This window comes from Mycoplasmopsis hyopharyngis (genome assembly GCF_045276885.1).
In the GTDB taxonomy this organism is placed as follows: Bacteria; Bacillota_I; Bacilli_A; order Mycoplasmatales; family Metamycoplasmataceae; genus Mycoplasmopsis; species Mycoplasmopsis hyopharyngis.
Window position 1 is genome coordinate 674,099 of record NZ_CP174164.1, and the last position, 23,901, is coordinate 697,999.

At 26.2% G+C, this 23,901-nt stretch carries 22 protein-coding genes and 1 tRNA gene; 19 read left to right on the forward strand and 4 right to left on the reverse strand.

The genetic code is table 4. The features are described from left to right. Positions 1-9 precede the first annotated feature (9 nt). Positions 10-1,134: a tRNA 2-thiouridine(34) synthase MnmA gene (mnmA, locus tag ACJA25_RS02765; RefSeq protein ID WP_406615138.1), complete on the reverse strand. Its 1,125-nt coding sequence runs from the start codon at positions 1,132-1,134 to the stop codon at positions 10-12. A 240-nt stretch (positions 1,135-1,374) separates the two neighbouring features. On the opposite strand from mnmA, the gene rplJ reads away from it, so the two are divergent. After that, positions 1,375-1,869 carry a 50S ribosomal protein L10 gene (rplJ, locus tag ACJA25_RS02770; protein ID WP_406615140.1) on the forward strand — a complete coding sequence of 165 codons (495 nt, stop codon included), beginning with the start codon at positions 1,375-1,377 and terminating at the stop codon, positions 1,867-1,869. A gap of 40 nt (positions 1,870-1,909) precedes the next feature. Further along, positions 1,910-2,278, forward strand: coding sequence for a 50S ribosomal protein L7/L12 (rplL, locus tag ACJA25_RS02775; protein WP_406615142.1), 369 nt, complete (start codon positions 1,910-1,912; stop codon positions 2,276-2,278). Between the two features lie 123 nt (positions 2,279-2,401). On the opposite strand, the gene ACJA25_RS02780 is transcribed toward rplL, so the two are convergent. Then, positions 2,402-2,493 (reverse strand) — tRNA-Ser (locus tag ACJA25_RS02780). A 75-nt stretch (positions 2,494-2,568) separates the two neighbouring features. Here ACJA25_RS02780 and topA point away from each other — a divergent pair. From topA to ACJA25_RS02865, 17 genes are all read left to right on the forward strand, one after another. Continuing rightward, a complete protein-coding gene (gene topA / locus ACJA25_RS02785; protein WP_406615144.1) occupies positions 2,569-4,407 on the forward strand; it encodes a type I DNA topoisomerase in 1,839 nt (612 codons plus the stop codon). Between the two features lie 197 nt (positions 4,408-4,604). Continuing rightward, a complete protein-coding gene (locus tag ACJA25_RS02790) occupies positions 4,605-6,380 on the forward strand; it encodes a hypothetical protein (protein ID WP_406615146.1) in 1,776 nt (591 codons plus the stop codon). A gap of 137 nt (positions 6,381-6,517) precedes the next feature. Next, entirely contained in the window at positions 6,518-7,081 is a 564-nt protein-coding gene (gene def / locus ACJA25_RS02795; RefSeq protein ID WP_406615148.1) for a peptide deformylase, read from the forward strand. 12 nt (positions 7,082-7,093) lie between these two features. Further along, complete coding sequence (locus tag ACJA25_RS02800; protein WP_406615150.1) at positions 7,094-8,149, forward strand: hypothetical protein; 1,056 nt, start codon at positions 7,094-7,096, stop codon at positions 8,147-8,149. 121 nt (positions 8,150-8,270) lie between these two features. Further along, positions 8,271-9,518: a DUF2130 domain-containing protein gene (locus ACJA25_RS02805; RefSeq protein ID WP_406615152.1), complete on the forward strand. Its 1,248-nt coding sequence runs from the start codon at positions 8,271-8,273 to the stop codon at positions 9,516-9,518. Positions 9,519-9,558: 40 nt separating this feature from the next. After that, positions 9,559-10,635, forward strand: a complete 1,077-nt coding sequence (gene prfA, locus ACJA25_RS02810) for a peptide chain release factor 1 (RefSeq protein WP_406615154.1) — start codon at positions 9,559-9,561, stop codon at positions 10,633-10,635. Beyond that, positions 10,635-11,342: a peptide chain release factor N(5)-glutamine methyltransferase gene (locus ACJA25_RS02815; protein WP_406615156.1), complete on the forward strand. Its 708-nt coding sequence runs from the start codon at positions 10,635-10,637 to the stop codon at positions 11,340-11,342. The genes prfA and ACJA25_RS02815 overlap by 1 nt, the downstream gene beginning before the upstream one ends. A gap of 45 nt (positions 11,343-11,387) precedes the next feature. Continuing rightward, a complete protein-coding gene (locus tag ACJA25_RS02820; protein WP_406615158.1) occupies positions 11,388-11,519 on the forward strand; it encodes a hypothetical protein in 132 nt (43 codons plus the stop codon). Next, positions 11,503-12,330, forward strand: coding sequence for a hypothetical protein (locus ACJA25_RS02825; RefSeq protein WP_406615160.1), 828 nt, complete (start codon positions 11,503-11,505; stop codon positions 12,328-12,330). Before ACJA25_RS02820 ends, ACJA25_RS02825 begins: the two co-directional genes overlap by 17 nt. Next, positions 12,320-13,186 carry a hypothetical protein gene (locus ACJA25_RS02830; RefSeq protein ID WP_406615162.1) on the forward strand — a complete coding sequence of 289 codons (867 nt, stop codon included), beginning with the start codon at positions 12,320-12,322 and terminating at the stop codon, positions 13,184-13,186. The genes ACJA25_RS02825 and ACJA25_RS02830 overlap by 11 nt, the downstream gene beginning before the upstream one ends. A 98-nt stretch (positions 13,187-13,284) precedes the next feature. After that, a complete protein-coding gene (gene uvrB / locus ACJA25_RS02835; RefSeq protein WP_406615164.1) occupies positions 13,285-15,303 on the forward strand; it encodes an excinuclease ABC subunit UvrB in 2,019 nt (672 codons plus the stop codon). A gap of 14 nt (positions 15,304-15,317) precedes the next feature. Next, positions 15,318-16,118 (forward strand): hypothetical protein, encoded by an 801-nt coding sequence (locus tag ACJA25_RS02840; RefSeq protein WP_406615166.1) that lies wholly within the window; start codon positions 15,318-15,320, stop codon positions 16,116-16,118. 37 nt (positions 16,119-16,155) lie between these two features. Beyond that, positions 16,156-16,386 (forward strand): hypothetical protein, encoded by a 231-nt coding sequence (locus tag ACJA25_RS02845; protein WP_406615168.1) that lies wholly within the window; start codon positions 16,156-16,158, stop codon positions 16,384-16,386. 15 nt (positions 16,387-16,401) lie between these two features. Next, positions 16,402-16,878 carry a hypothetical protein gene (locus ACJA25_RS02850; RefSeq protein ID WP_406615170.1) on the forward strand — a complete coding sequence of 159 codons (477 nt, stop codon included), beginning with the start codon at positions 16,402-16,404 and terminating at the stop codon, positions 16,876-16,878. Between the two features lie 8 nt (positions 16,879-16,886). Next, positions 16,887-19,727, forward strand: coding sequence for an excinuclease ABC subunit UvrA (uvrA, locus tag ACJA25_RS02855; protein ID WP_406615172.1), 2,841 nt, complete (start codon positions 16,887-16,889; stop codon positions 19,725-19,727). Positions 19,728-19,869: 142 nt separating this feature from the next. Continuing rightward, a complete protein-coding gene (locus ACJA25_RS02860; protein WP_406615174.1) occupies positions 19,870-20,460 on the forward strand; it encodes an MAG0920 family protein in 591 nt (196 codons plus the stop codon). A 115-nt stretch (positions 20,461-20,575) separates the two neighbouring features. Next, the gene (locus ACJA25_RS02865) at positions 20,576-20,800 is read left to right on the forward strand and encodes a transposase (protein WP_406615176.1); all 225 of its coding nucleotides are present in this window, start codon (positions 20,576-20,578) and stop codon (positions 20,798-20,800) included. A 454-nt stretch (positions 20,801-21,254) separates the two neighbouring features. Here the strand turns inward: ACJA25_RS02865 and ACJA25_RS02870 are convergent, their stop codons facing one another. Together ACJA25_RS02870 and tuf are read right to left on the reverse strand one after the other, a co-directional pair. Beyond that, positions 21,255-22,331 (reverse strand): hypothetical protein, encoded by a 1,077-nt coding sequence (locus ACJA25_RS02870; protein ID WP_406615178.1) that lies wholly within the window; start codon positions 22,329-22,331, stop codon positions 21,255-21,257. Between the two features lie 244 nt (positions 22,332-22,575). Then, a complete protein-coding gene (tuf, locus tag ACJA25_RS02875) occupies positions 22,576-23,760 on the reverse strand; it encodes an elongation factor Tu (protein WP_406615180.1) in 1,185 nt (394 codons plus the stop codon). Between the last annotated feature and the right edge of the window lie 141 nt (positions 23,761-23,901).

A 23,901-nucleotide genomic window follows, 5' to 3' on the forward strand; every position in this document is an offset into this window, starting at 1 on the left:
TTTTACTCCTTAGATATATTTTTTCTCTTTGTTATTTAAAAACACTTTTTCAATTACTGCTCCACCTAAACATTTTTGGCCATCATATAAAACTACTTGCTGTCCAGGGGTTACACTTTGACATTTTTGTGGGTATAAAACTTTGATTTGATCATTATCTAAAAACTCTACTTGAACCTTGATGTCTGCTTGACGGTATCTAAATTTAGCAGTTAAATTATTTTGATCAAATTCATGATTATTTAGATTCAGATTTGATGCAATTAAACAATCCGAATCTAAATATTCCATATGAGAAATTGGTGCTACATACAAAATATTTTTCTTAACATTGTGTCCACAAACATAATGTGGTTCAGTCATTCCACCTAAATTTAAACCTTTTCTTTGGCCAATTGTGTAATAAAAACAACCTTGATGTTTACCTAAAACCTTGTTGTCAATAATAGAAACAATGTCACCTTTTTGCATTGGAATATAGTTTTTTAAAAATTCAGTAAATCTTCTTTCACCAATAAAGCAAATGCCAGTTGAATCTTTTTTGTTAGCAGTTTCTAAATTTAATTCTTTAGCTATTTGTCTTACTTCACTTTTTTTAATTCTTGCTAATGGCATTATTACTTTTTTTAATTGTTCAAAAGTTAATTGAGATAAAAAATAACTTTGATCTTTTTCTGTATCAACTGCTCTATATAAATGTCCGTTTTGGACATTAGCATAATGACCCATAGCAATATAATCAGCACCTAAATTATTAAAAGCATAATCAGCAAAGGCTTTAAACTTGATGTATTTGTTGCACAAAATATCTGGATTTGGTGTTCTTCCTTTTTTATACTCTTGAATAAAGTTTAAAAAAACATCATCTCAATATTCTTTAACAAAATCAACTCGATGTAATTTAATATTCAACTTATTCGCAACCGCTAAAGCATCTTGGTAGTCTTTTTCTTGCGGACATTGGTCTTCAATCAATGAATCGTTGCCTAATATATCATTGTTGGTAAATGAATCTCAATTGCGCATAAAAAGTCCTTCAACCTCATATCCTTGTTGAAGCAATAAATAAGCGCAAACCGATGAATCAACACCGCCTGACATTCCTAAAATAACTTTTTTTCCTGCTTGTTTCATATTAATTTAATAATTATAATATTATTTAATACTTACTTATATATAAAAGGTTAAATAACCTTTATGTCCTTAAAAATATCCTTTAATTTTTTGCTTTTTATAATAAAATATTTATAGCAATACATCAAGACAGTAACGGTGTTTAACTTAATTATGTTACCTAGTGTATTTTCTACTTTTAAGTCCTAGGACTTTCGTTATTTTGTATTGCTAATTTAATACTTGATGAAAGGAGGCTTAATGCATTTATCTGCTAATAAACTTGCTAAAAAATCATTAGTTAAAGAAATAGAAGAAAGAATTAAATCTTCACAAGCTATTGCTTTAGCTGAATATAAAGGTCTTTCAGTTGCTGAACTTAAACAATTAAGAATTGAAGCAAAGAAAATGGGTGTTGAAATTAAAGTTTTCAAAAACCGTTTATTCAAAATTGCTGTTAAGAACTTAAAAATTCAAGGTTTAGACGATTTTTTAGTTGGACAAAACCTTTTTGCTTTTAGTAAAAATGACGATATGTCAGCAGCTAAACTTATATCAAAATTTGCTAAAGAAAACAAAGTTTTGGTAATCAAAGCTGGTACTTACGAAGGCAAAACTGTTGATGCTAAAGGCATTGAAGCTATTGCTGCTTTACCAACATACGATGAAGCATTGACTATTCTTGCTCGTTCTATGATGGCTCCATTACAACAATTATCTATATCACTTAAGTTATATAGTGAGAAAGAAAATTAATTCATAAAAAAGTTAATAAATATTGAAAGGAAAAATAAAAATGGCTAAATTAACAAAAGAATCATTTATAACCTCTTTAAAAGAAATGTCAATTAAAGAAGTTATGGAATTAGTAGAAGCAATGAAAGAAGAATTTGGAATTGACCCTGCTGCTGTTGCTGTTGCAGCTGCTCCTGCTGCTGCAGCTGCTGAAGAAAAATCAGAAGTTTCAGTTATTATTAAAGGTGACGGTGGTAAAAAATTACAAATCGTTAAAGCAGTTAAAGAATTACTTAACTTACCTTTAATGGATGCTAACAAATTAGTTTCAAATCTTCCTGCTACTATTAAAGAAAACATCAAACCAGAAGAAGCTGAACAAATTAAAGCAACTTTAGTTGAAGCTGGTGCTGAAGTTGAAATTAAATAAGTTTTAACAAACTTAAAATAATTAAAATTAAGACTCAAGTTTTGTTGAGTCTTTTTTTAAACTGCTTAAAAGTAAGCAGAAAAAGCAAAAATCAAACCAATTATAAAAAAGAAAATAAAAAAATGGCGGAACAGAGAGGATTCGAACCTCCGCGGGTGTTGCCACCCCTACAGTCTTAGCAGGACCGCCTCTTCGACCGACTTGAGTACTGTTCCACACAATAATCTTTTTAATTATAACAATAAAAAAATACTTTTAAAACTTAATATTGTGATAATATGAATATTATTATGAATCAAAAATTAGTAATAGTTGAATCACCAAATAAGATTGAAACCTTAAAAAAATACCTTGGTACAGATTATGATGTAATGGCTTCTGTTGGGCATATTAAAAAATTATCTACAAGAGGAGCACATGGTTTAGGAATAGATTTAGATAAATGAGAACCATACTTTATTATCGATCCTGAAAAAAAGGATGTTGTTAAAAAAATCAAAGAAAAAGCCAAAAGCGTTTCTGAAATATATATCGCAACTGACCCGGATCGTGAAGGCGAAGCAATTGGTGCACATTTGATCGAAATCCTCCAAAGCCCTAAAAAAAATAACAAACATTTTTACCGTGTTAGATTTAATGAAATTACCAAAGACGCTGTTTTAAATGCTATTCAAAAACCAAGTGAAATAGATGAAAATCTAGTTGAAGCACAAAAAGCAAGAAGAATGTTAGATAGAATTATTGGTTTTCGTCTTTCACAATTGATGAAAAAGAAATTAACTAATTATCCTACTAATCCTAGTGCTGGTAGAGTACAATCAATTGCTTTAAAACTAGTAGTTGATAGAGAAAATGAAATTGAAGCTTTTGTTCCTGTTGATTTTCACAAACTAAGCGCAAAATTACAAGATGACTTTTTAGTAGACTATATTAATTTAAATAATTCTTCTGAACAAAGATACTGAATTTTTCCAGAAGAATTACAAAAGATCAAAGATGAAATTGCTAAAGAACCTTCAAATAAAATGCTTGTAGTAGATATCAAAGAAAGCCAAAAAACTTTGGAAACTCTTACTCCATTTAAACAAGCAGTTCTTTATAAAAAATCGCCATATAATTCTAGATCTACCCAAGCTGCTGCTCAACATTTATATGAAATCGGTTTGATTTCATATCCTCGTACTGATAGTACAAGATTAAGTCAAACTTTTGTAAATCAGGCTAGAAGCTACATTGAAAAGCAATGAGGTAAAGAATATATTTTAGAAAACATTAAAGGTGAAGCAGGTACTCAAGATGCTCATGAGGCTATTAGACCTACTAATGTTGAATTAACTCCTTTAAGCGCTAAAGAAATTCATAATTTAAACGAATATGATTTTGGAGTTTATAAACTTATATATGAACACACATTATCCTGTTTAATCAAACCACCAGTGCGTTGTAATAAAACCTATTTATTTAAAAAACATAGTTTAGATTTTAAAGCGGTTATAAGTTCAATCATTTTTAACGGTTACTATGTTGTTAAAAATGAATACAAAAATGACATTGATCCTAAATTTGAACTAAATCAAGAAGTTGATGTTTTAAGCTATGACTTTCAAAATTGTCAAACTAAACCACCTGCTAGATATTCTGAAGGATCATTGATTGAAAAACTTGACCAAATTAAAGTTGGTAGACCTTCTACTTTTAGTTCTACTATTAGAATTATTTTAGAAAGAGAATATGTAGTTACTGAAAACAATTATTTAAAACCTACTAATTTTGGTAAAACTGTTTTAGAAAAATTGTTGTTTGGTTTTCCATCTATTATTAATGAACAATATACTGCTTCTGTAGAAAATCAACTTGATGATATTGCTATTGGAAATTTAAATTCTCGTCTTATATTAGATGATTTTTACAGCAAATTCAATGAAGTTTTAGATAAAGCAAGTCAAACAATTGAAATGACTAAAATTTCTGATATTGAGTTAGATGAACAATGTCCAAATTGTGGTTCAACTTTGATTGTTAAACATTCAAAATTTGGAAAATTTGCTGGATGCAGCGGCTTTCCAAATTGCAAATATTCTCGTAATATTCAAGATAAGAAAAGAAGATTTTTCTTTAGAAGAAAATAATTTTGCCTTACTTATACAAAAATCAAAAATTCCGTATTGGTCTATAAATAAGAACAATGCGGAATTTTTTGTTTAATTTTTGTTGTTTTACTTTAATTTAATTTTTTAACATTAATAACACAAAAGAATACAAAATTATCTATTTTTTTAAATTAATATATTATTAATATATAAATGCACTTAAGGAATAAACAATTATGAAAAATAAATTTTTATTAAAAAATGCTATTTTAGCAACCGCAATAACAGGAACTCTTGCTCCTATCTTTTTTATTTCTAGTAAGTGTGATAATAATGAATTTAAACAACAAGTTAAAAGCATTGAATTAAAATTGACAAACTTTCAAAATGAATTTAGCAAGCTAAAAAAATTGAATGTTCTTAAATTTAAAGACACACCTGAAATAACAAACTTATTAAATCAAATCTCATCATTTTCAAAGAAATTAAAAAAAGCCAAAAATATGGAACAAATAAATGATGACTTTATTTCTCTTAAAGATAATCTTGATAGATTTAACAAAGATGATTATTTAGAATTGTTCAATAGATATGATGTGTTGAAGAATTTACCTTCTAGATTAAAAACTTCTATTGATGACTTATGTCAAGAAATGGAAAACAGAGGTGAAAAAGAATTAGTTAAATTAATTACAGATAGATTTACTGATTTAAAAAATGCTATTAACACACCAAATGAAAAATATACAATTGCTGAAAAAGTAGCCTTTTTAGAATTCAAAAAAATATCTTTAGAAGTTATGGCTAATAAAGCTAACAAAAAAATGGAACCAGCAAGACAAGCTGCTATCAAACAATTAAAAGAATTAATTGCTTCAACATTAGTAATTGTAGAAAAATGAACTACCATTGACCTTGATCCAAATGAACACATTGGTGAAGATATTGATGATTATGAAAAAAGTTTATTTAGAAAAATTGAAAAGTTTTTATACAACCTTGATTTAGAAACTTTTTCTGAAATAAATAGAAGATTAGAAACTTTTAAAACAATTGCTGAAAACATTAAAGGAATTAATGAAGCTAATATTGATAAACTCTTAGAAGAAATGCAAAACTATTGTGAAAGTATTGTTTACTTCAATCATAATGTAAGTTCAAATCAAGAAATCCAGGCAGAACTTAAAAAGTTAATCACACAAGAAGAAATGACATTAGTAAATTCAACTTTTGACCTTTATGGTGAAATTCTTAAAAAGATTTTAAATTCTACAAAAGAAGAAATTCAAACAATTAAAACTCAAATTGAAGAAAGAAATAACAAATTAAAACCTATTTTAGAAAAACTTGAAAAGAAACTAAGAGAATTAGAACTACAAGCTGCTATTAAGGTTGCTGAAACTGATTGATTAGTATACACCAATCCTAAAGATGAAAAAGCTGGTGGTTATATCAATATGACAAAATTAAAAGAACTTGTTGAAAAAGCAAAAGATACTAACCAATTAAATTCTTTAAAACCTGAAGAATACATCAAACTAACTCATGATATTGAAAACACAATTGATAAATGTAGTCAACATTTAATCTTAAGACAAGAAATTACAACTTATCTTGACCAATCTAGAAAAATAGTTACTGAACTAAGAGTTGTGCAACTTAATGATGAAGCAACAAAACTAGAAACCTCAATAACTGAAAATAGTTTCCAAAATGATGAAAACTTAACTAATGAGATGCTTGTTGAAAAACAAAAAGCAATTATTAAGGCAAAAGATGATGCAACTGTTGTTTTATATAAGAAGAAATTTGAAATTAAATTTACTGAAGGTAAACAAATTGTTGAACAATTAAAAGCTAAAAATAAACTTGATGAAGCTGAAGCATTAAATGAGAAAATCAAAGAATTTGAACAAAAACTTATTGATGGTGAATTTGGGATCAATGATTATGAAGGTAAATACAATGATTTTGTTCAAATAATTGAGAATTTCAAAAAACTAATTCAATAACCCTTAAAATAGAAGGAAGTTTTCTTTCTATTTTTTGTTTTTCTCTATAAATAAGCATAAAACAAAAAATTTCATTTTTATAAATAGAGTATTACATCGAAAATATTATTCTTTAATTAATATATAATTATGGTTATATGAAAGAAGAGAATAATAAGAAATATAACGTAAGAATTGTTCAATTGCCTAATAAAGTTTTAAGACAAAAATCTAAAAATGTTCCTATTCCTTTGACTGCTGAAGATATTGAATTAGCTGAAAAAATGATTTACCATATCGATGATAGTCAAAAACCAGATACAAAATTCCAACCTGGTGTTGGGGTTGCAGCAGTTCAATATGGAACCTTAAAAAGAGTCTTTTATATTAACAACGAGAACTTTAAGGATGTTTTATTCAATCCAAAAGTAATCGCTGCTTCTGAACAAATGGCTGCTTTATCATCTGGTGAAGGGTGTTTAAGTGTACCACTTCATACCAAAGATACTGAAGGTTATGTTAAAAGAAGCAATAGAATTGTTGTTGAAGCTTATTCATATAAAGAAAGAAAATGAAAAACTTATGATGTTATTGGATACAATGCTATCATTATGCAACATGAATTAGATCACTTGGAAGGTAAATTATTTTTAGACCATATTGAAAATGATGATCCATGAAAACCACTTGATAATAAAAATAGAAAAGTAATTATTCTTTAATGGGAGAAAATCATGATACAAGAAATTACAACAAATCAATTAAATTTAGATCAATTTTTCACAAACTTTTTGAATGCTTCTAATCAAAAATTTATGATAGCAATCCCAATAGCACTTACAGTAATTATTTTGGCATTAGGATTTATCATTGGTTTTTTTAGAGGTATATTAGGTTTTTTAACTAACTTAATTTCTATTACTACTGGGTTTTTACTTGGTTTATTCTTAGCAGAACCAATTTTGTTATCGATAAAGAAAAAACTTCCAATAGACAATTTTTATTCGGTACATTTCAATGTCTTTAAACCACTCACAGTTCCCTTTGTGATTCTGGGAATGATAATTATTGCTTCTATTGTTGGTGAAATAGTTTATTGATGTTTAAGACCTTTATTGCTTAAACCAATGAAAATGAACAAAAAAACACACAAAAGCAACGCTTTGCATAGAAGTTTAGGTGCTACATTAGGTGTTGTTTCAATGGTTCCAGTTATTATTCTTACAACAAATGCTACAGCATTTTTATCACATAGTAATGTTTATACTGATTTTAACGACAAACTTATTAAAGGAATGACATTTAATAAAGGTAGTGGAATTTCAGCAGAAATGAGCTTACTTAAATCAGGACTTAAGTTGTACCTAGAAAAGGATGACAATAAAGAAAATGGTGTTAAGAAATTCACTTCTTTAATTTCAAGTGTTTTAAAAATGAAACCAGAAGAACAACACCACTTAACCAAAAACCAACTTGAACAAAGTAAAGTATTTATGAAAGATATTTTAAATTCAAAAACTGGTGAACAATTTATTTCAAACTTCATTAATAAATTTGCTGAAACCAACAAAAACTTTGATGCTTCAACCATTTTACAAATTGATGAAAACAAAGTTAAAGAAAACATTCAAAAACTAGATGGTGGAATTAAAGGTGTTTCAAAAGAGGGGATTGAAAATTACAAAAATTCAGTAAAAAAAGTTCTTGGAGATAAATACAAAAACGATGCTGAATTGAAAAAACAAGTTGATGAAAAAATTGATTTAATTACAAATCTTTTATTCATTTAATTTATTAGGTAAAAATTGAGAAAGAAAGCTTGCTAAAAGGCTTTCTTTTTTTATTTTTTGACGTTTTATATAAAATTAGCTAATAATTAATATAAAACAAGTTAACAAAGGAGAGAAGTAAATGAAAAAAGTTAAAGTAATTATTAAAAATAAAACTACTTTGGAATTAGAAGAAGATGCAAATAAAGGTGACATTATTGATTTAGAATCGTTAAGTAAAATTGATTTGACATCTTTCGAAAATACTTTGAAAATCAATGAAAATGAAATAATTGATAAAAAAATTCGTGATGTTAAAAATGATGCTGAAAAACAAATTAAAGAAAAGTACGAAAGTGAAAAAACACTTATAGAAGTGAAACTTCAAAGTAAATTTAAAGATGAACTTTCATCAAAAGATAATAAGATTTCTGAATTACAAAATAAAATAAATGATTTAGAAAAAAACAGTGAAATAGAAAGATTTAAACTAGAACAAAAACACCAAGAAGAATTAAAAAAGCAAAAAGAAAGCAATCAAAAAGACATTGAAAATAAAAATAGTCAAATTGATCTTTTAAAAAAAGATTTAGAAGAAGTAAAGACATTCAAAAATTCTCTTAATGTTAAAATGATAGGTGAAAGTCTTGAAAAATATTGTGAAGAAGAATTTAATAAGGTGAGACCTTATTCTTTTCCAAATGCTTATTTTGAAAAAGATAATGATGATAAATTGGGTTCAAAAGGTGATTTTATTTTCAGAGACTATTACAAAGAAGGTAATGATAGAATCGAAATTCTTTCAATTATGTTTGAAATGAAAAATGAAAATGATGAAACCAAAACCAAGCATAAAAATGAAGATTTTTATAAAAAATTAGATACAGATAGAAAAAATAAAAAATGTGAATATGCAATCTTAGTTTCTACTTTAGAAAAAGATAGCGAATTATTTAATGGAGGGATAGTTGATGTTTCTCATAGATATGAAAAAATGTATGTTATTAGACCAAGTTTTTTCATACCTATAATTTCCTTACTTAAAAAAGCAGCAGAGAGAAATGTTAATAATTTAAAAGAATTGATGGTTTACAAAAAAGAAAATGTTGATATTGAAAACTTTACAAGCAAATTGTGAGAATTTAAGAAAAATGCTGAAATATCATTAGAAAAGGCTGAAAATAACTTTGATGCCACAATCAAAGAAATTAATAATAGCATTGAAAGATTAACAAAAGCAAAAGAAGCACTTGAAAAATTCAAAAGAAATTTAAACATCTTTAACGATAAAATTCAAGCTATAACTTTAAGAAAACTTACCAAAGATAGTCCTAGTTTAGCAGCAAAATTTAAAGAAATTAGGGAAATTGAAGATCTAGAAGAAAAATAGTCTTATGACTTATTTTTTTTATACTTTATAATAGATAATTATGGAAAAAACAATGTATAACTCTATTTCTAAAATTAACGACAAATATAATGAATTAATGAAACAACTTGAAGAAAAAGAAGTTGTAGAAAATATTAAGTTATTTACAAAAATAAGTAAAGAAGCAAATTCAATTAAAGACATTGCTAGAGTTTTTAAATTATTACAAAATACTGAACATAACTTAATGACAGCTAAAGAAATGCTATATTCAAATGAAAAAGAATTTGCTGAATTAGCAAAAGCAGAAATTGATCTATATCAAGAAGAAATAAGAAAATATGAAGAAGAATTAAAAATATTAATTCTTCCAAAAGATGAATCTGATGAAAGAGATGTAATTGTTGAAATTAGAGGCGCTGCAGGAGGAGATGAAGCAAATATTTTTGCTGGTGACTTATTTAAAATGTATTCAAAATGAGCCACAGATAATAATTACAAAATTAAAATTTTAGATAGTTCAGCAGCTGATGCTGGTGGTTTTACACAAATTGTTTTTTCAGTTAAAGGTGAAAAAACCTTTGCTAAATTAAAATTTGAATCTGGTGCTCATCGAGTGCAAAGAATTCCTGTAACTGAAACTCAAGGAAGAATTCATACATCAACTGCTACTGTAACTGTTATTCCTGAAATTGAAGATGATGTTGAAATTGAAATTAATCCTCAAGATTTAAAAATTGATACTTACCGTTCTTCAGGTGCTGGTGGTCAATCAGTTAATACAACCGATTCAGCAGTTAGAATTACTCATATTCCTACTGGAATTATTGTTGCTTCACAAGATGAAAGATCACAAATTCAAAATAGAGCAGTTGCAATGACTATTTTAAAATCTAAGTTGTATGAACTTGAAATTCAAAAAAAACAAGCTACAGAAAGTGGTTATAGAAAACTAGCGGGTCATGGCGATAGAAGTGAAAAAATTAGAACTTACAACTATCCTCAAGATAGAGTAACTGATCATCGTATTGGTTTTTCTACTAGTTTAAAAGTAGTGGTTGAAGGAAAATTAAACCCTATTATTGATGCTTTATTAGCAGAAGAACAAAAACAAAAAATTGAAGAGGTTAACTCTTAATGCCAACTATTGAGCAATTGCTACTAGAAAAAAGAAGATATTCTTTAGAAGAAAAAATTTCTAATGAAGAAAAAGAAAAATTGCTTCAAGGTATGCCAGTTCAAAAAATAATAGGTTATATTGATATCGATGATGTAATAATAGACATTGATAAATTTTTTGTTTTAATTCCTAGATATGAAACTATGGAATTAGTTGATTTGATCAAAAAAAATTACCTTGAAGACAAAATGAAAGTTTTAGATCTTTGTTGTGGATCTGGTTATATAGGAATTGCTCTTAAAAAATTTAACAATAGCATTGAAGTAACTTCTAGTGATAACGATTCTCAAGCAATAGAAGCTACCATTCATAACGCTTTAAGAAATAACCTTGAAATTAAAGTGATGCAAAGTAATTTATTTGAAGAAATAGATCAAAAATACGACCTAATTGTTTCTAATCCGCCTTATTTAGACAAAACAAATGATCCAGTAGATGTATCAGTTTTAAAATGGGAACCCGATAATGCTTTATTTACTTCTGATGATGGTTGATTTTTCTATGAAAAAATACTAAAAGAATACAAAAACTTTTTAAATAAAAATGGTTATTTATTTTTAGAAATAAATCCAAGACATACCGAAAAATGAAAGCAAATTAAAAATGCAACAATTATTAAAGATATTAATAACAAAAATAGATTTGTCATTATAAAAAATGTTTAATTGAATATTTTTTTAATATCATTTAATTCAAATGAAGGGAGAAAAATGGAAAACTTTACAAGTAGACAACAAATAATTAAAAAAACTATACAACCATCTTCAATTCATTCACAAATTTTTGCTTATAAAAGAAATTTGATTACTGCAAAGGATTTAGAAAATGAAATTTTTGAATAAACATAAAATGCAAATTTTGTGATCACTTTTATCTTTATTAATTGTATTGTTCTTATTAAGCACAATAATTTTTATTATTTTTCCCGCAATAATGTATTCATTAAAATTTGAAAAAACTAATAAATTATTACCTATAAATAAAATACTAGCAATTGTTTTTTGAGTTTTTTTGCTTCCTTTAAGTATTTCTTTATTTTTTGTTAACAATTTTTATTTAAATCTAAAAAAGAAAAAAATAAATTGATACATATTAAGTATTATTTTGTTTTTTCAAATTAGTTTGCTAATTTATTTGATTTTTTACCAAATCAATAATATTGTTGTTTTTGAAGGAAAACTCAGAAATTACTTTACTAACTTTCCGTTTGGAATGACTTTTACAACACTTTGTTTAAGTCATATTTTTTCATTTTGATTTATTCTTGAAAACATTTATTCAAATAAATTGCTTAAAAAATTTTTTCAAGAATTTAAATTAGAACAAAATCAAAATAGCAAAACGGAAATAGAAGAAATAATTTTTTCTAACAAATATTTTGAAAATAGTCATTTACTTTTTGAATCAAAAAATAGAAAAATATATTTTGGTTTAGCTAACAAAAAATATGATGTTCAAAAAATTTATTTTGATGTAAAAAAAATAACAAAAGAAAAATTAGAATTCCAAATCATTGGAAAAAATATAAACCAAACAATTTTATTTGTATATAAATTTTCTAAAAATAAAAGAACCTGTTTTTCTTTATATAACAATAACGTATTAAAACAATTAGATAAAAATTTAGAAAAAGAGGTCGATAATGAAATATAAAACAAAGAAATTAATAGAAAATATACTTTTGCCTTTTGTTATATTTTTTGCCTTAACAACTTTTTCATTTTCACTCATAATGATTTTCTTGACATTGGAATTTTATGAAGGAGATTTAAGAGTTTATGGCCTAAATTATCTTGGTAATTATTTATTAAATTTGTATGCTTGCGGTTTGTTAACAACGCCATATTTTATTTTTTGACTTTCTTTCATTTTAATTTCTAATTTAAAAAAAACTTTAAAATGAAGAATAGGAACATTTTTAATGTTATCCTTTTTAATTAAATTATTTTTTGATACATTTTTACAATTTTTTAAAATTTTTGGCAACATTCCCTCTTATGCAATTGCTCATTTGGTAAATCATACTCAATTAATATTTATAGCAATTATTATTTATTACAAAATAAATGAAAGAAAACAAGAAAAAAAGATTTATGAATTTTTAAACAATATTGATACATTTAAAGAAACAAATGATTTAATATTATTTAATAATAATGAAAACGCAACAAAATCTAATTCATTTACAATTTTTGAATTTAAAAATAAACAAATATTTTTTAACTTTAATGAACAAATAGATAATATTTCAAAGCAACTTAAAACACTATTAACATTAGAAAATATCAAATCTAAAATTTATTTAAATTCTAAAAAAATAGAAAATAACATTCTTCAAATTGATTTATCAGTGATTTTTAAAGCTAAAAAATTAAAATTACAATTTGATTTTGAAATTTATATCACTAAAAATAAAATTGTAATATCTAATGAAATGAAAACGAAAAACAATCTATTATTAGAGAATTTAAGCTCTCCAATCGATTCGTTGGTAGAATATTCATTCTAAAATTGAGAATTTGCTTGATAAATACCAAGCGAATTTTTTAATATAGTAAAGAATTTGCCATTTAGTTTATTTACTATATTATGTATATAATTGAAATAATGCAAGAAAATCAAAGTAAAAAAACAAAAGAAAAATTTGAGCTTGTTTCAGAATATAAACCTTCTGGTGATCAACCAGAAGCAATTTTTGAATTAGTTACAAATATAAAAAATGGAATGTATGAACAAGTTCTGCAAGGGGTTACAGGTTCGGGTAAAACTTTTACCATTGCTAATGTAATAGAACAAATTAATCGACCTGTATTAGTCCTTTCTCATAATAAAACTTTAGCTAGTCAACTTTATTCTGAGCTAAAAGCATTTTTTCCTAATAATAAAGTTGAATATTTCGTTTCTTATTTTGATTTTTATAGACCTGAAGCTTATTTACCCGCAACTGATGTGTACATTGATAAAACTAGTAAAACAAATAAAGATTTAGATGCAATGCGTTTATCAGCATTAAATTCAATTGTTTCTGAGCCAGCTACAATTATTGTTTCTTCAGTAGCAGCAATTTATGGTGAATTAAATCCTAATCAATATTTTCAAAATATCTATGATATAAATGTTGGACAAAAAATCAAAAGGAACGATTTTTTGAAAATCTTAGTTAAAAGAAACTATAACAGAAATGATGTTGATTTAGTAAGTGGAACATTTATGGTTAAAGGCGATTTTGTCTTTATTAATCCAGCATATGTTAGTGATGAAATAATAAGAATTGACTTTTTTGGTGATGAAATTGAAGCTATTAATATTTGTGATTCTATTACTAGAATCAAAAAATTCGATGTTCCAAAATATAGAATTTTCCCCGGTGATGCTTACACCGTTGATAATGATGTAACTAAAAATGCTTGTGATCAAATAGAACAAGAATTAGAAGAAAGAATAAAATACTTTAAGAATAATAACCTTTTATTAGAAGCAGAAAGAATTGAACAAAGAACTAGAAATGATTTAGATTCCTTGCGTGAATTTGGTATTTGTCCCGGAATCGAAAACTATTCTAGATATCTAGATGGAAGAAAAAAAGGTGAAAGACCTTACACTTTGTTAGATTATTTTAGACTACAAGATAAAAAACCATTGCTTTTTATTGATGAATCACATATGATGATTTCTCAATTAAAAGCAATGTATAAAGGAGATCATTCAAGAAAAAAAACCTTAGTAGATTATGGTTTTAGATTACCTTCTGCTTTAGACAATCGTCCACTTAAATTCGAAGAATTTGAATCAGAATTTACAGATTTTCAAAAAATCTATATTTCAGCTACTCCTAGTGAATATGAATTAGATAGAACTCAAGGAGTTATTACCAAACTATTTATAAGACCTACTGGACTTTTAGACCCGGTGATTGAAACTAGACCTTCAACTAATCAAATTGAAGATATCTATGATGAATTACAAAAACAAAAAGCTAAAAATGAAAGAACGTTGATCTTAACCATTTCTAAACGAATGGCAGAAGAATTAACTAAATACTTCCAAGAAAAAAAGGAAAAAATTGCCTATATTCATTCTGAATATAATACTTTTGAAAGAAATGAAATCTTAACTAAATTAAGAAAAGGTATCTATGATACAGTAGTAGGAATTAACTTATTAAGAGAAGGTATTGACTTGCCAGAAGTTAGTTTAATAATGGTTTTAGAAGCTGACAAAGAAAACTTTTTTAGATCAACTACTAGTTTAATTCAGATTGTAGGTCGAGCAGCTAGAAATGCTAATGGTAGAGTTATTTTTTATGGTGATACCACTTCAAAAAGTATGAAGGAAACCATTGAAGATAATCGAATGAAACGTGAATTACAAATTGAATTTAATAAAAAACATAATATAGTTCCTAAAACTATCATCAAACCAATTACTGAGCCAATTAATGGTGATGGAATTAAAAGCCAAGTTGAATTCTTTTTTAAAAATACTACCGATGCTAAAAAAGCAGAATTTAACAAAAAAGATTTAATAGAAAACTTAAGAAAACAAATGAATCAAGCAGCTAAAGAACTTGATTATGAAAAAGCAATACAACTAAGAGATTTAATCACTCAAATTGAAAATAAATAAATAAAGGAGTAAAAATGACACTTAAAGAATACTTTAAAACAAAAAACTTAAATCTACAGGATTTTGAGCCTGAACAATTAGAACTAATTGAAGATGGTCTTAAAGACGGCTTAGATGTTTCTTGGTATGCTAATCCTAAGTTTGATTATATGCAAATGTTAGAAATTTGCCAAGGTCTTCAAGAAGGTTTAAAGGTTTCGTATTATGCTAAGCCTGAATTTGATTTTCATCAAATGCTAGAAATTCATGCTGGTCTTAAAGAAGGTTTGAATGTTGCTAAATTCGCACAACCTGAATATAGTTATCATGAAATGGCTCAAATTAGGGAAATTCTTTTTGATAAAAAATACAAATTTTCTGAATTTTTAGAATCAAATAATGTTGAACTAGAAAAATATGATTTAAGTCAAATATGAGAAATTCGCCAAGGTTTTGGAGAACGTGTTGATGTTACTCGTTATTTAAATCCTGAATTCGAATCAGAACACATGCAATATATACGTTTGGGTCTTAAAAAAGGTTTTGATGTTTCTTGGTATACGAACCCTAAATTCAATTATTGACAAGTAGCAGAAATTTACCAAGGACTTGAAGATGGTGTTGATGTATCTTGATATGCCGATCTTAAATTTAATGATGAGCAAATGTGAGAAATTCGTGAAGGTTTAAGTGCTGGACTTGATGTTTCAAAATATGCTGATTCAAAATTAGATTCAAAACAAATGGAAAAAATTCGTAAAGCTCTTCTTAAAGAAAAAAAGCAATCTAAGTCTAATACAGCCAAAGATAAATCAAAAGATAAAACAAATGAGTAAATCATTAATTTTATTTAATTACAATATTTAACTAAATATGTGAAGTAAAATGACAATAGAAGAATATTTTAAAAAGCACAATTTAAACCAACAAGATTTTGAGCCTGAGCAATTAGAACTAATTGAAGATGGTCTTAAAGATGGTTTAGATGTTTCTTTGTATGCTAATCCTAAATATGAATCAATAAAAATGTATGAAATTCTCTTAGCGCTTAGAGAAGAAAAACAACTTAAACTTAATCCAACCAAAAAGAAAACAAAAAACTAAAACAAAAGGAGCAATATGACTACTTTATTTGAATTAATGCAAAATAATCAAGATAAAAAGCTTGCTAATCCGATTGTTATTAAAGCAATAAAAAAATTACTTTTACAATCCGAAACATTAGAAAAAGACATAAAAGAATATTTAAAACAAGACAAACAATTTTTTGAAGAGCTTTTTGAAAATTATCTTGATGAATTTGCAGTTGTATTGCTTTCTATATTTTTAAAATACAATAAAGGAAACAATCCTAGTTTGTTTGAATTTTATGGTGGATATCAAAGTCAAAAATGTATTAGCAAACTAGATTTTGAAAACACAATTGTTTGGTTAGCAGATTATTTAGAATCTGAAAAAAGCATTATAAAATTTATTGAAAAATTTGACGTTTTTGCGGAAAATATAGATATTTCAATTATTAAAAAAATTTACAAATTTGACTGTTTTATAGATAAAAACAATAAAAAATATCTAACAATAACCTTTGATTTTTAGGAGAGCATATGAGTAAAACAAATGATTTTATAATCATAAAAGGTGCAAAAGAAAATAACTTAAAAAACATTGATTTGACTCTTCCTAAGAATAAATTAATTGTTTTTACCGGTTTATCTGGATCAGGAAAATCTTCATTAGCTTTTAATACCATTTATGAAGAAGGTAGAAGAAGATATGTTGATAGTTTAAGTAGTTATGCACGTCAATTTTTAGGCGGGACTTCAAAACCATTAGTAGATTCAATTGAAGGGTTATCACCTTCAATTTCAATCGAACAAAAAACAATACATAATAATCCTCGTTCAACTGTTGGTACTATTACTGAAATATATGATTATTTTAGGTTGCTAATGGCAAGAATTGGAATTCCTTATTGTCCTAATCATAATATCCCAATTAAAACACAAACTAATAAAGACATTATTAACACTATTTATAAAAATGAAGAAAACAGCAAAATTATTATTTATGCTCCAGTTGTAGAAAATGAAAAAGGGACTTTTGTTAATCTATTAGAAAAATTAAAAAATGAAGGTTTTGTTAGATTAAAAATTGATGATTTTATTTATTCATTAGATGACAAAATAGAATTGGATAAAAATAAAAGACACACAATTGATATTGTTATTGATAGGTTAATTTTGAATGAAGAAAACTACAACCGTCTTTCTGAAGCTATTGATATAGCGATTGATTATGGAAAAGGAATGGTTAAAGTTGAAGTTGTAGATAAAGGAATAAGTACTTTTTCAAAACAACACTCTTGTATATATAAAGATTTTGATATGCCTAAAATCGACACAAAATTGTTTTCGTTCAATTCACCTTATGGAATGTGTGATAACTGTAAAGGTTTAGGTGTAGATTTGAAAGCAGATTTTGATGCTATAGCACCAGAAAAATGAAGGAGCATCAAAGAAGGTGGAATTAAGTATTTTCAAAATACAGTTGATTCTAAAAATTTAGAATGACAAGAATTTGAAATTATGCTTAATCACTATCAAATTAACACTTCTACTCCAATTGAGGAATTAACTAGCAAAGAACTAAAAATTATCAAATATGGTTCAACCGAAGAAATTGAATATGTATTAGAATCGGTAAATGGAAACAAATTAAGAAGAGTTAAACATATTGAGGGAATCTTAACCAAAATTGAAAGAATGTATGTTGAAACCTCTTCAGAAAGAATTAGAGATTGATTAAAACAATATATGGGTACTTTTACTTGTTCAAAATGTAATGGTGCAAGATTGAACAAATATGCTTTAGCAGTTAAGATAAATGATTACAACATCGATGACTTTTCTAGACTTTCAATTCATGATGCATTAATTTCTATTGAAAATCTAAAATTAAATTCAGAAGAAAATCAAATTGCTAATTTAGTTATTACCGAATTGATTAACCGTTTATCTTTTTTACAAAATGTAGGACTAGATTATTTAACTTTAAATAGAACTGCAGAAAGTTTATCTGGTGGAGAAAGCCAACGGATAAAATTAGCAACACAAGTAGGTTCAAAGTTAACTGGAGTTTTATATGTTTTAGATGAACCGTCAATTGGTTTACATCAAAAAGATAATGAAAAATTAATTGCTACTTTAAAAGAAATGGTGGAAATTGGTAACACCTTGATTGTAGTTGAGCATGATGAAGAAACAATTAGAACTGCTGATCATATTGTTGATATTGGTCCAGAAGCAGGAATTCATGGTGGTAAAGTAGTTGCTCAAGGTTCAATTCAAGATATTCAAAACGCAAGTAATTCTATTACCGGTAAATATTTATCAGGAGAATTAAAAATTCCTATTCCCACTATTAGAAGAAGCGGAAATGAAAATGTAATTGTTGTTAAAGGTGCTAAAGAAAACAACTTAAAAAGCATTGATGTTAAATTTCCTTTAGGGAAATTAATAGGTGTTACTGGGGTTTCTGGTTCAGGGAAAAGTACTTTAGTAAATGAAATCTTAGTCAAGGGAATTGAAAAAATGTTGACTAAATCTACCTTAAATAAAAAAATAGGTAAATTTGATTCCATTACTGGTTTAATGAATGTAGATAAAATTGTGCAAGTAACTCAAACACCAATTGGAAGAACACCTCGTTCTAATCCTGCTACTTATACTTCAGTTTTTGACGACATTAGAGATATTTTTGCTTCAACCGAGGAAGCAAAAAGTAGAGGATACACTAAATCAAGATTTAGTTTTAATGTGCCTGGCGGTAGATGTGAAAAATGTGATGGAGATGGTTATATTAGAATTGAAATGCATTTTTTACCTGATGTTTTTGTGCCTTGTGATCAATGTGATGGTAAAAGGTATAATCGAGAAACATTGGAAATTAAATATAAAAATAAAAGCATTTCTGATGTTTTAGACTTAACAGTTGAAGAAGCTTTTATTTTGTTTGCTAATAGAAACATAATCAAAGACAAATTACAAACCTTAATTGATGTTGGTTTAGATTATATTAAACTAGGTCAATCATCAACTACTTTATCTGGTGGAGAAGCACAAAGAATAAAACTAGCTACCTATTTACAAAAAAAACCTACTGGAAAAACTATTTATGTTTTAGATGAACCAACAACTGGTTTACATACACATGATGTTAAAAAATTACTAAACGTAATTAATAAAATTGTAGATAATGGAGATACAATCATTACCATTGAACATAATTTAGACATTATCAAATCTTGTGATTATTTAATTGATTTAGGACCTGATGGTGGAATAAACGGAGGCACAATTGTGGCCACTGGAAGTCCTGAACAAGTATGTCAAAATCCTAATAGTTACACAGGTCAATATTTAAATAAAATTTTGAAGGAAAAATAATAATGATTTATACAAGTAATTGGACATTAGAAAAAATTTTATTATCATCTTTTAGCTTTTTTATCAACATCATTGTTATTATTTTATTTATATTTACTTTATTTCTAATTTATTACCTACATTTAAATGAAAACTTTATGCTTTGTATGAATCAAATGTTTATTGCAAAAATAAAAATTTAAAAGTACAAGAATGGCTAGTAGATTATTATTTGAAATTAGCTAAAAGAATGTTGTTAATTTCAATTGTTATTTTTATTTTTGAATTAGCAACCGTACCTATAACTATTAGATTTTTATTCATTAGTAATTGAAATAAAAATCCTTGAATAAATTCAATAGTTGGACTTTTGCTAATCTACATTTTTTCTTATAGTTTACTTATTTTTTCAAAAATTGTACCGAATTACAAAAAACAAAAAAGTTGAAAAAGATTTAATCAAAACTTAGATGATAGGTATTTAATAGAAAAAACTATTAATCCAGAAGCTACATCTGTTCAATTGAAAGTTAGTGTAAAAATCTATAAACTAAAAATTGAAAAGAAATACCATTTTCAAACATACTTCAATAAAAATTTTTCAAATTTAGCAAAAGAAGAACAAAAATGTTTAGTTTATATGAATTTAGTTCTTAATTATGATAAAACTGAATTTGATGAAAAAGATTTACAAGGCTATTTATCTATTGATATGTTTAAAGATGATGCCAAAATGGTTGGGATTGTTGAATAATAATAAAAATGCCGGAAAAAATACACCGATATTTCTTAAAGTGAAATACCAAGTGCAACACATTTGTGCTTGGTATTTTTTCTTGAGTTTTCAAGTTGGTAATTTACAATTTAAATTGGATAACAAAAATTTTTGAAGACTTACAATATGATGAAATTTATGTTTATGAAACTTCAAGAAATGATTTAAACCAGAAGAAATTGTTGCTATCTACCACAAGCAATGACAGATTGAAGAAAACTTTAGAACACTTAAAAATTCTTTAAAAATTAGACTAATTTTTGTTTGAAAAGCTGAACATATAAGAGGACATTTTGCTCTTTACTTTTTAGCACTGTAATTAAATATTCAATTTTCTTAGTAAATAAATGATTAAAGAAGCAAAGGAATGATAAAATCTATAATGTTAATAGAAAATTTATAGAAGCTATGAACACATAGAAAAAATAATCAATAACAATGTTGTTTATGTTGAAAAATAACTAATGATAATCGTATTTTACGCCAAAGTGACTACAAAATTATTGAATTAACTTTAAATAAAAAGTGAATTTAGGATAGTAATTTAAAAATTTCATATCCGCTTATTTTATAGGTGAATATGAAATTTTTTGTTTTACAACTTGAAAACTCAGGAAAATCAAAAGTTTTTTATTTAAATAACTTGATTTTATTTTAATTTTTGATCAAAACAAAACCATTCTAAAAATATTGCGTTCTATTTCTAAAATTATTGTTTAATAAGAAACGTTATTTTGACCTAGAAAGGCAAAATCAAGTTTTGATATTAATTATTATTTATTATGAGGACCAATAGAGGAACGTATTTTTCCTTCAGCTTCTAATTCATCAATTCATTTTTTAATATTTGGGATTGAAGAGTATTTTTCTAATAAATTAAATTTAGTTCAAATCATAGTCTTTTTATAATTTTCACTAAAATTTTGATAATAAATATTATCTTCGATAACCACATGTTTATTAAAATCTAATTCTTCATTTGAAGGTATATTTAACAATTTCTTAATTTTTTGAACATCAAATATATATGTTTTTAATACTATATTTCTATATGAATGGTGAAGTGTTAAACTACTATGAGTAAGTTTATCATTTTTAATTATTCTTGAAAAATACAATTTACTATCTTTTACATATGGCATTCAATAGAAAATATCATCCGATTTTTCAGATAAATTTGTTCCAGTAAAAAATAAATATTTTTTAGAAGCATCTAAAAAAGATTCGGAAAATTGCTTTCTTGTCTTAAAAAAATCATAATGTTCAAATGATATAAATTTATCGAAATCAAATGGTTTATTTTCATAATCTAAACTAGGTAAATACATTTTAAATTCATTAAATTTTGGTTTAAATTCATCACTTTGACCTTGAAATAAATTAGTTTTGAATTTAAACAAGAAATCATCCTTATAAGAGTCGTCATATTTTTTAAAACACAAAAATTCATCAAATTCAGTATATTTGGGGCTTCAAGAATCAAACTCTATCCTTTTGGGTGAAGATTCATCAGTTTTTTCATATAAATCTAAATTACTTCGAAAATCAATAGGATATGCAAATCATCTTTTAAATTCAATAATGTTTGATTTAATTATTTTTTCAGGAATAATTTTTTGATTTAAAAAGATATCATCAATTTCTTTAATAGTTATATTTTTGGGCGAATTATCTTGTTTAAAAATTATTTGTTCATCAAATAAAGAATAGCTATTGATGTTAGAAAGAATTTCTTTTTCTAATTGTTCCTTTGTTTTTATTTTTTCACATTTTGTTGATATTAGTGTTGGAAAAACAGAAGGAATCAATAAAAAAGTTAATGTCTTGAGTCTGAGTAAACTTTTATTCATAAAAAAATAAAGTCCTTTCAAAATATTTGGTTAATTTGGTTAAACTATTTAAATGTTAAATAACTAAATAAAATATTTCCACTTTTTAAATTATATATATAAAATACTAATTCATATGCTACTCAGGATAAATAAAACTATTTGTAAAAACTTCTTTTGTAATTTAATTTTAAAATTAAATATTCACAGTAAACATTTTTAGTAAAAAAATATGAGGAAGCCCTCATATTTTTGTATTTGATTATTATTTAATAATTTTAGTTACTGAACCAGCACCAACAGTTCTTCCACCTTCACGGATAGAGAATTTGGTTCCTTCTTCAACAGCGATAGGAGCAATCAATTTAATTGTTAACTCAACGTTTTCACCTGGAGTAACCATTTCTCTTTTGTCAAGGAATTCAATACCACCGGTAACATCGGTTGTACGGAAGTAGAATTGTGGTTTATAGTTTTTAAAGAAAGGAGTGTGACGTCCACCTTCTTCTTTTTTAAGAACATAAACTTGTGCTTGGAATTCTGTGTGAGGAATAATTGAACCAACTTTAGCAAGAACTTGACCACGTTCAACACCTTCACGGTCAATACCACGAAGTAATAAACCAGCATTATCTCCAGCCATAACTTCTTTTAAGTTCTTTCTAAACATTTCCATACCTGTAACAGTAGTTTTCTTTGTAGGTTTTAGACCAACAATTTCAACTTCTTCGTTAAGGTTTAATTTACCACGTTCAACACGTCCTGTAGCAACAGTACCACGTCCTGTAATTGTAAATACATCTTCAACAGCCATTAAGAATGGTTTGTCTAATTCGTGAACAGGAGCTTGGATTCATGTATCAACAGCATCCATTAATTCAAGAACTTTTTCTTCATATTCTGGTTTACCTTGTAATGCTTGAAGAGCTGATCCTCTAATAACTGGACAGTTATCTCCATCGAAACCATATTGACTTAATAATCCACGTACTTCCATTTCAACTAAGTCTAGCATTTCAGCATCATTAACCATATCACATTTGTTTAAGAAAACAACGATACGAGGAACACCAACTTGTTTTGAAAGTAAGATGTGTTCACGGGTTTGAGGCATTGGACCATCTGTTGCAGCAACAACTAAGATAGCACCATCCATTTGAGCAGCACCAGTAATCATGTTTTTAACATAATCGGCGTGACCAGGACAGTCAACGTGAGCATAGTGACGTTTTTCTGTTTGATATTCAATGTGTGAGGTATTAATTGTTATACCACGTGCTTTTTCTTCAGGTGCATTATCGATAGCAGCATAATCTTTAGCTTCTGATAAACCTTTTTTTGATAAAACTGTAGCAATAGCAGCAGTTAAAGTAGTTTTACCATGGTCAACGTGTCCAATGGTACCAACATTAATGTGTTCTTTACTACGATCAAAATCTAATTTTGCCATTTAAAAAATCCTTTCATTTTGATATTTTTGTTTTAGCGCTAAAACCAACCAAAGTGTAGTCTTTCATCTACATCCTATCCATTATTTAGCAACAAAAACAATAGGCCAATAATAATTGTTTATATTTTAACAAATAAAAGC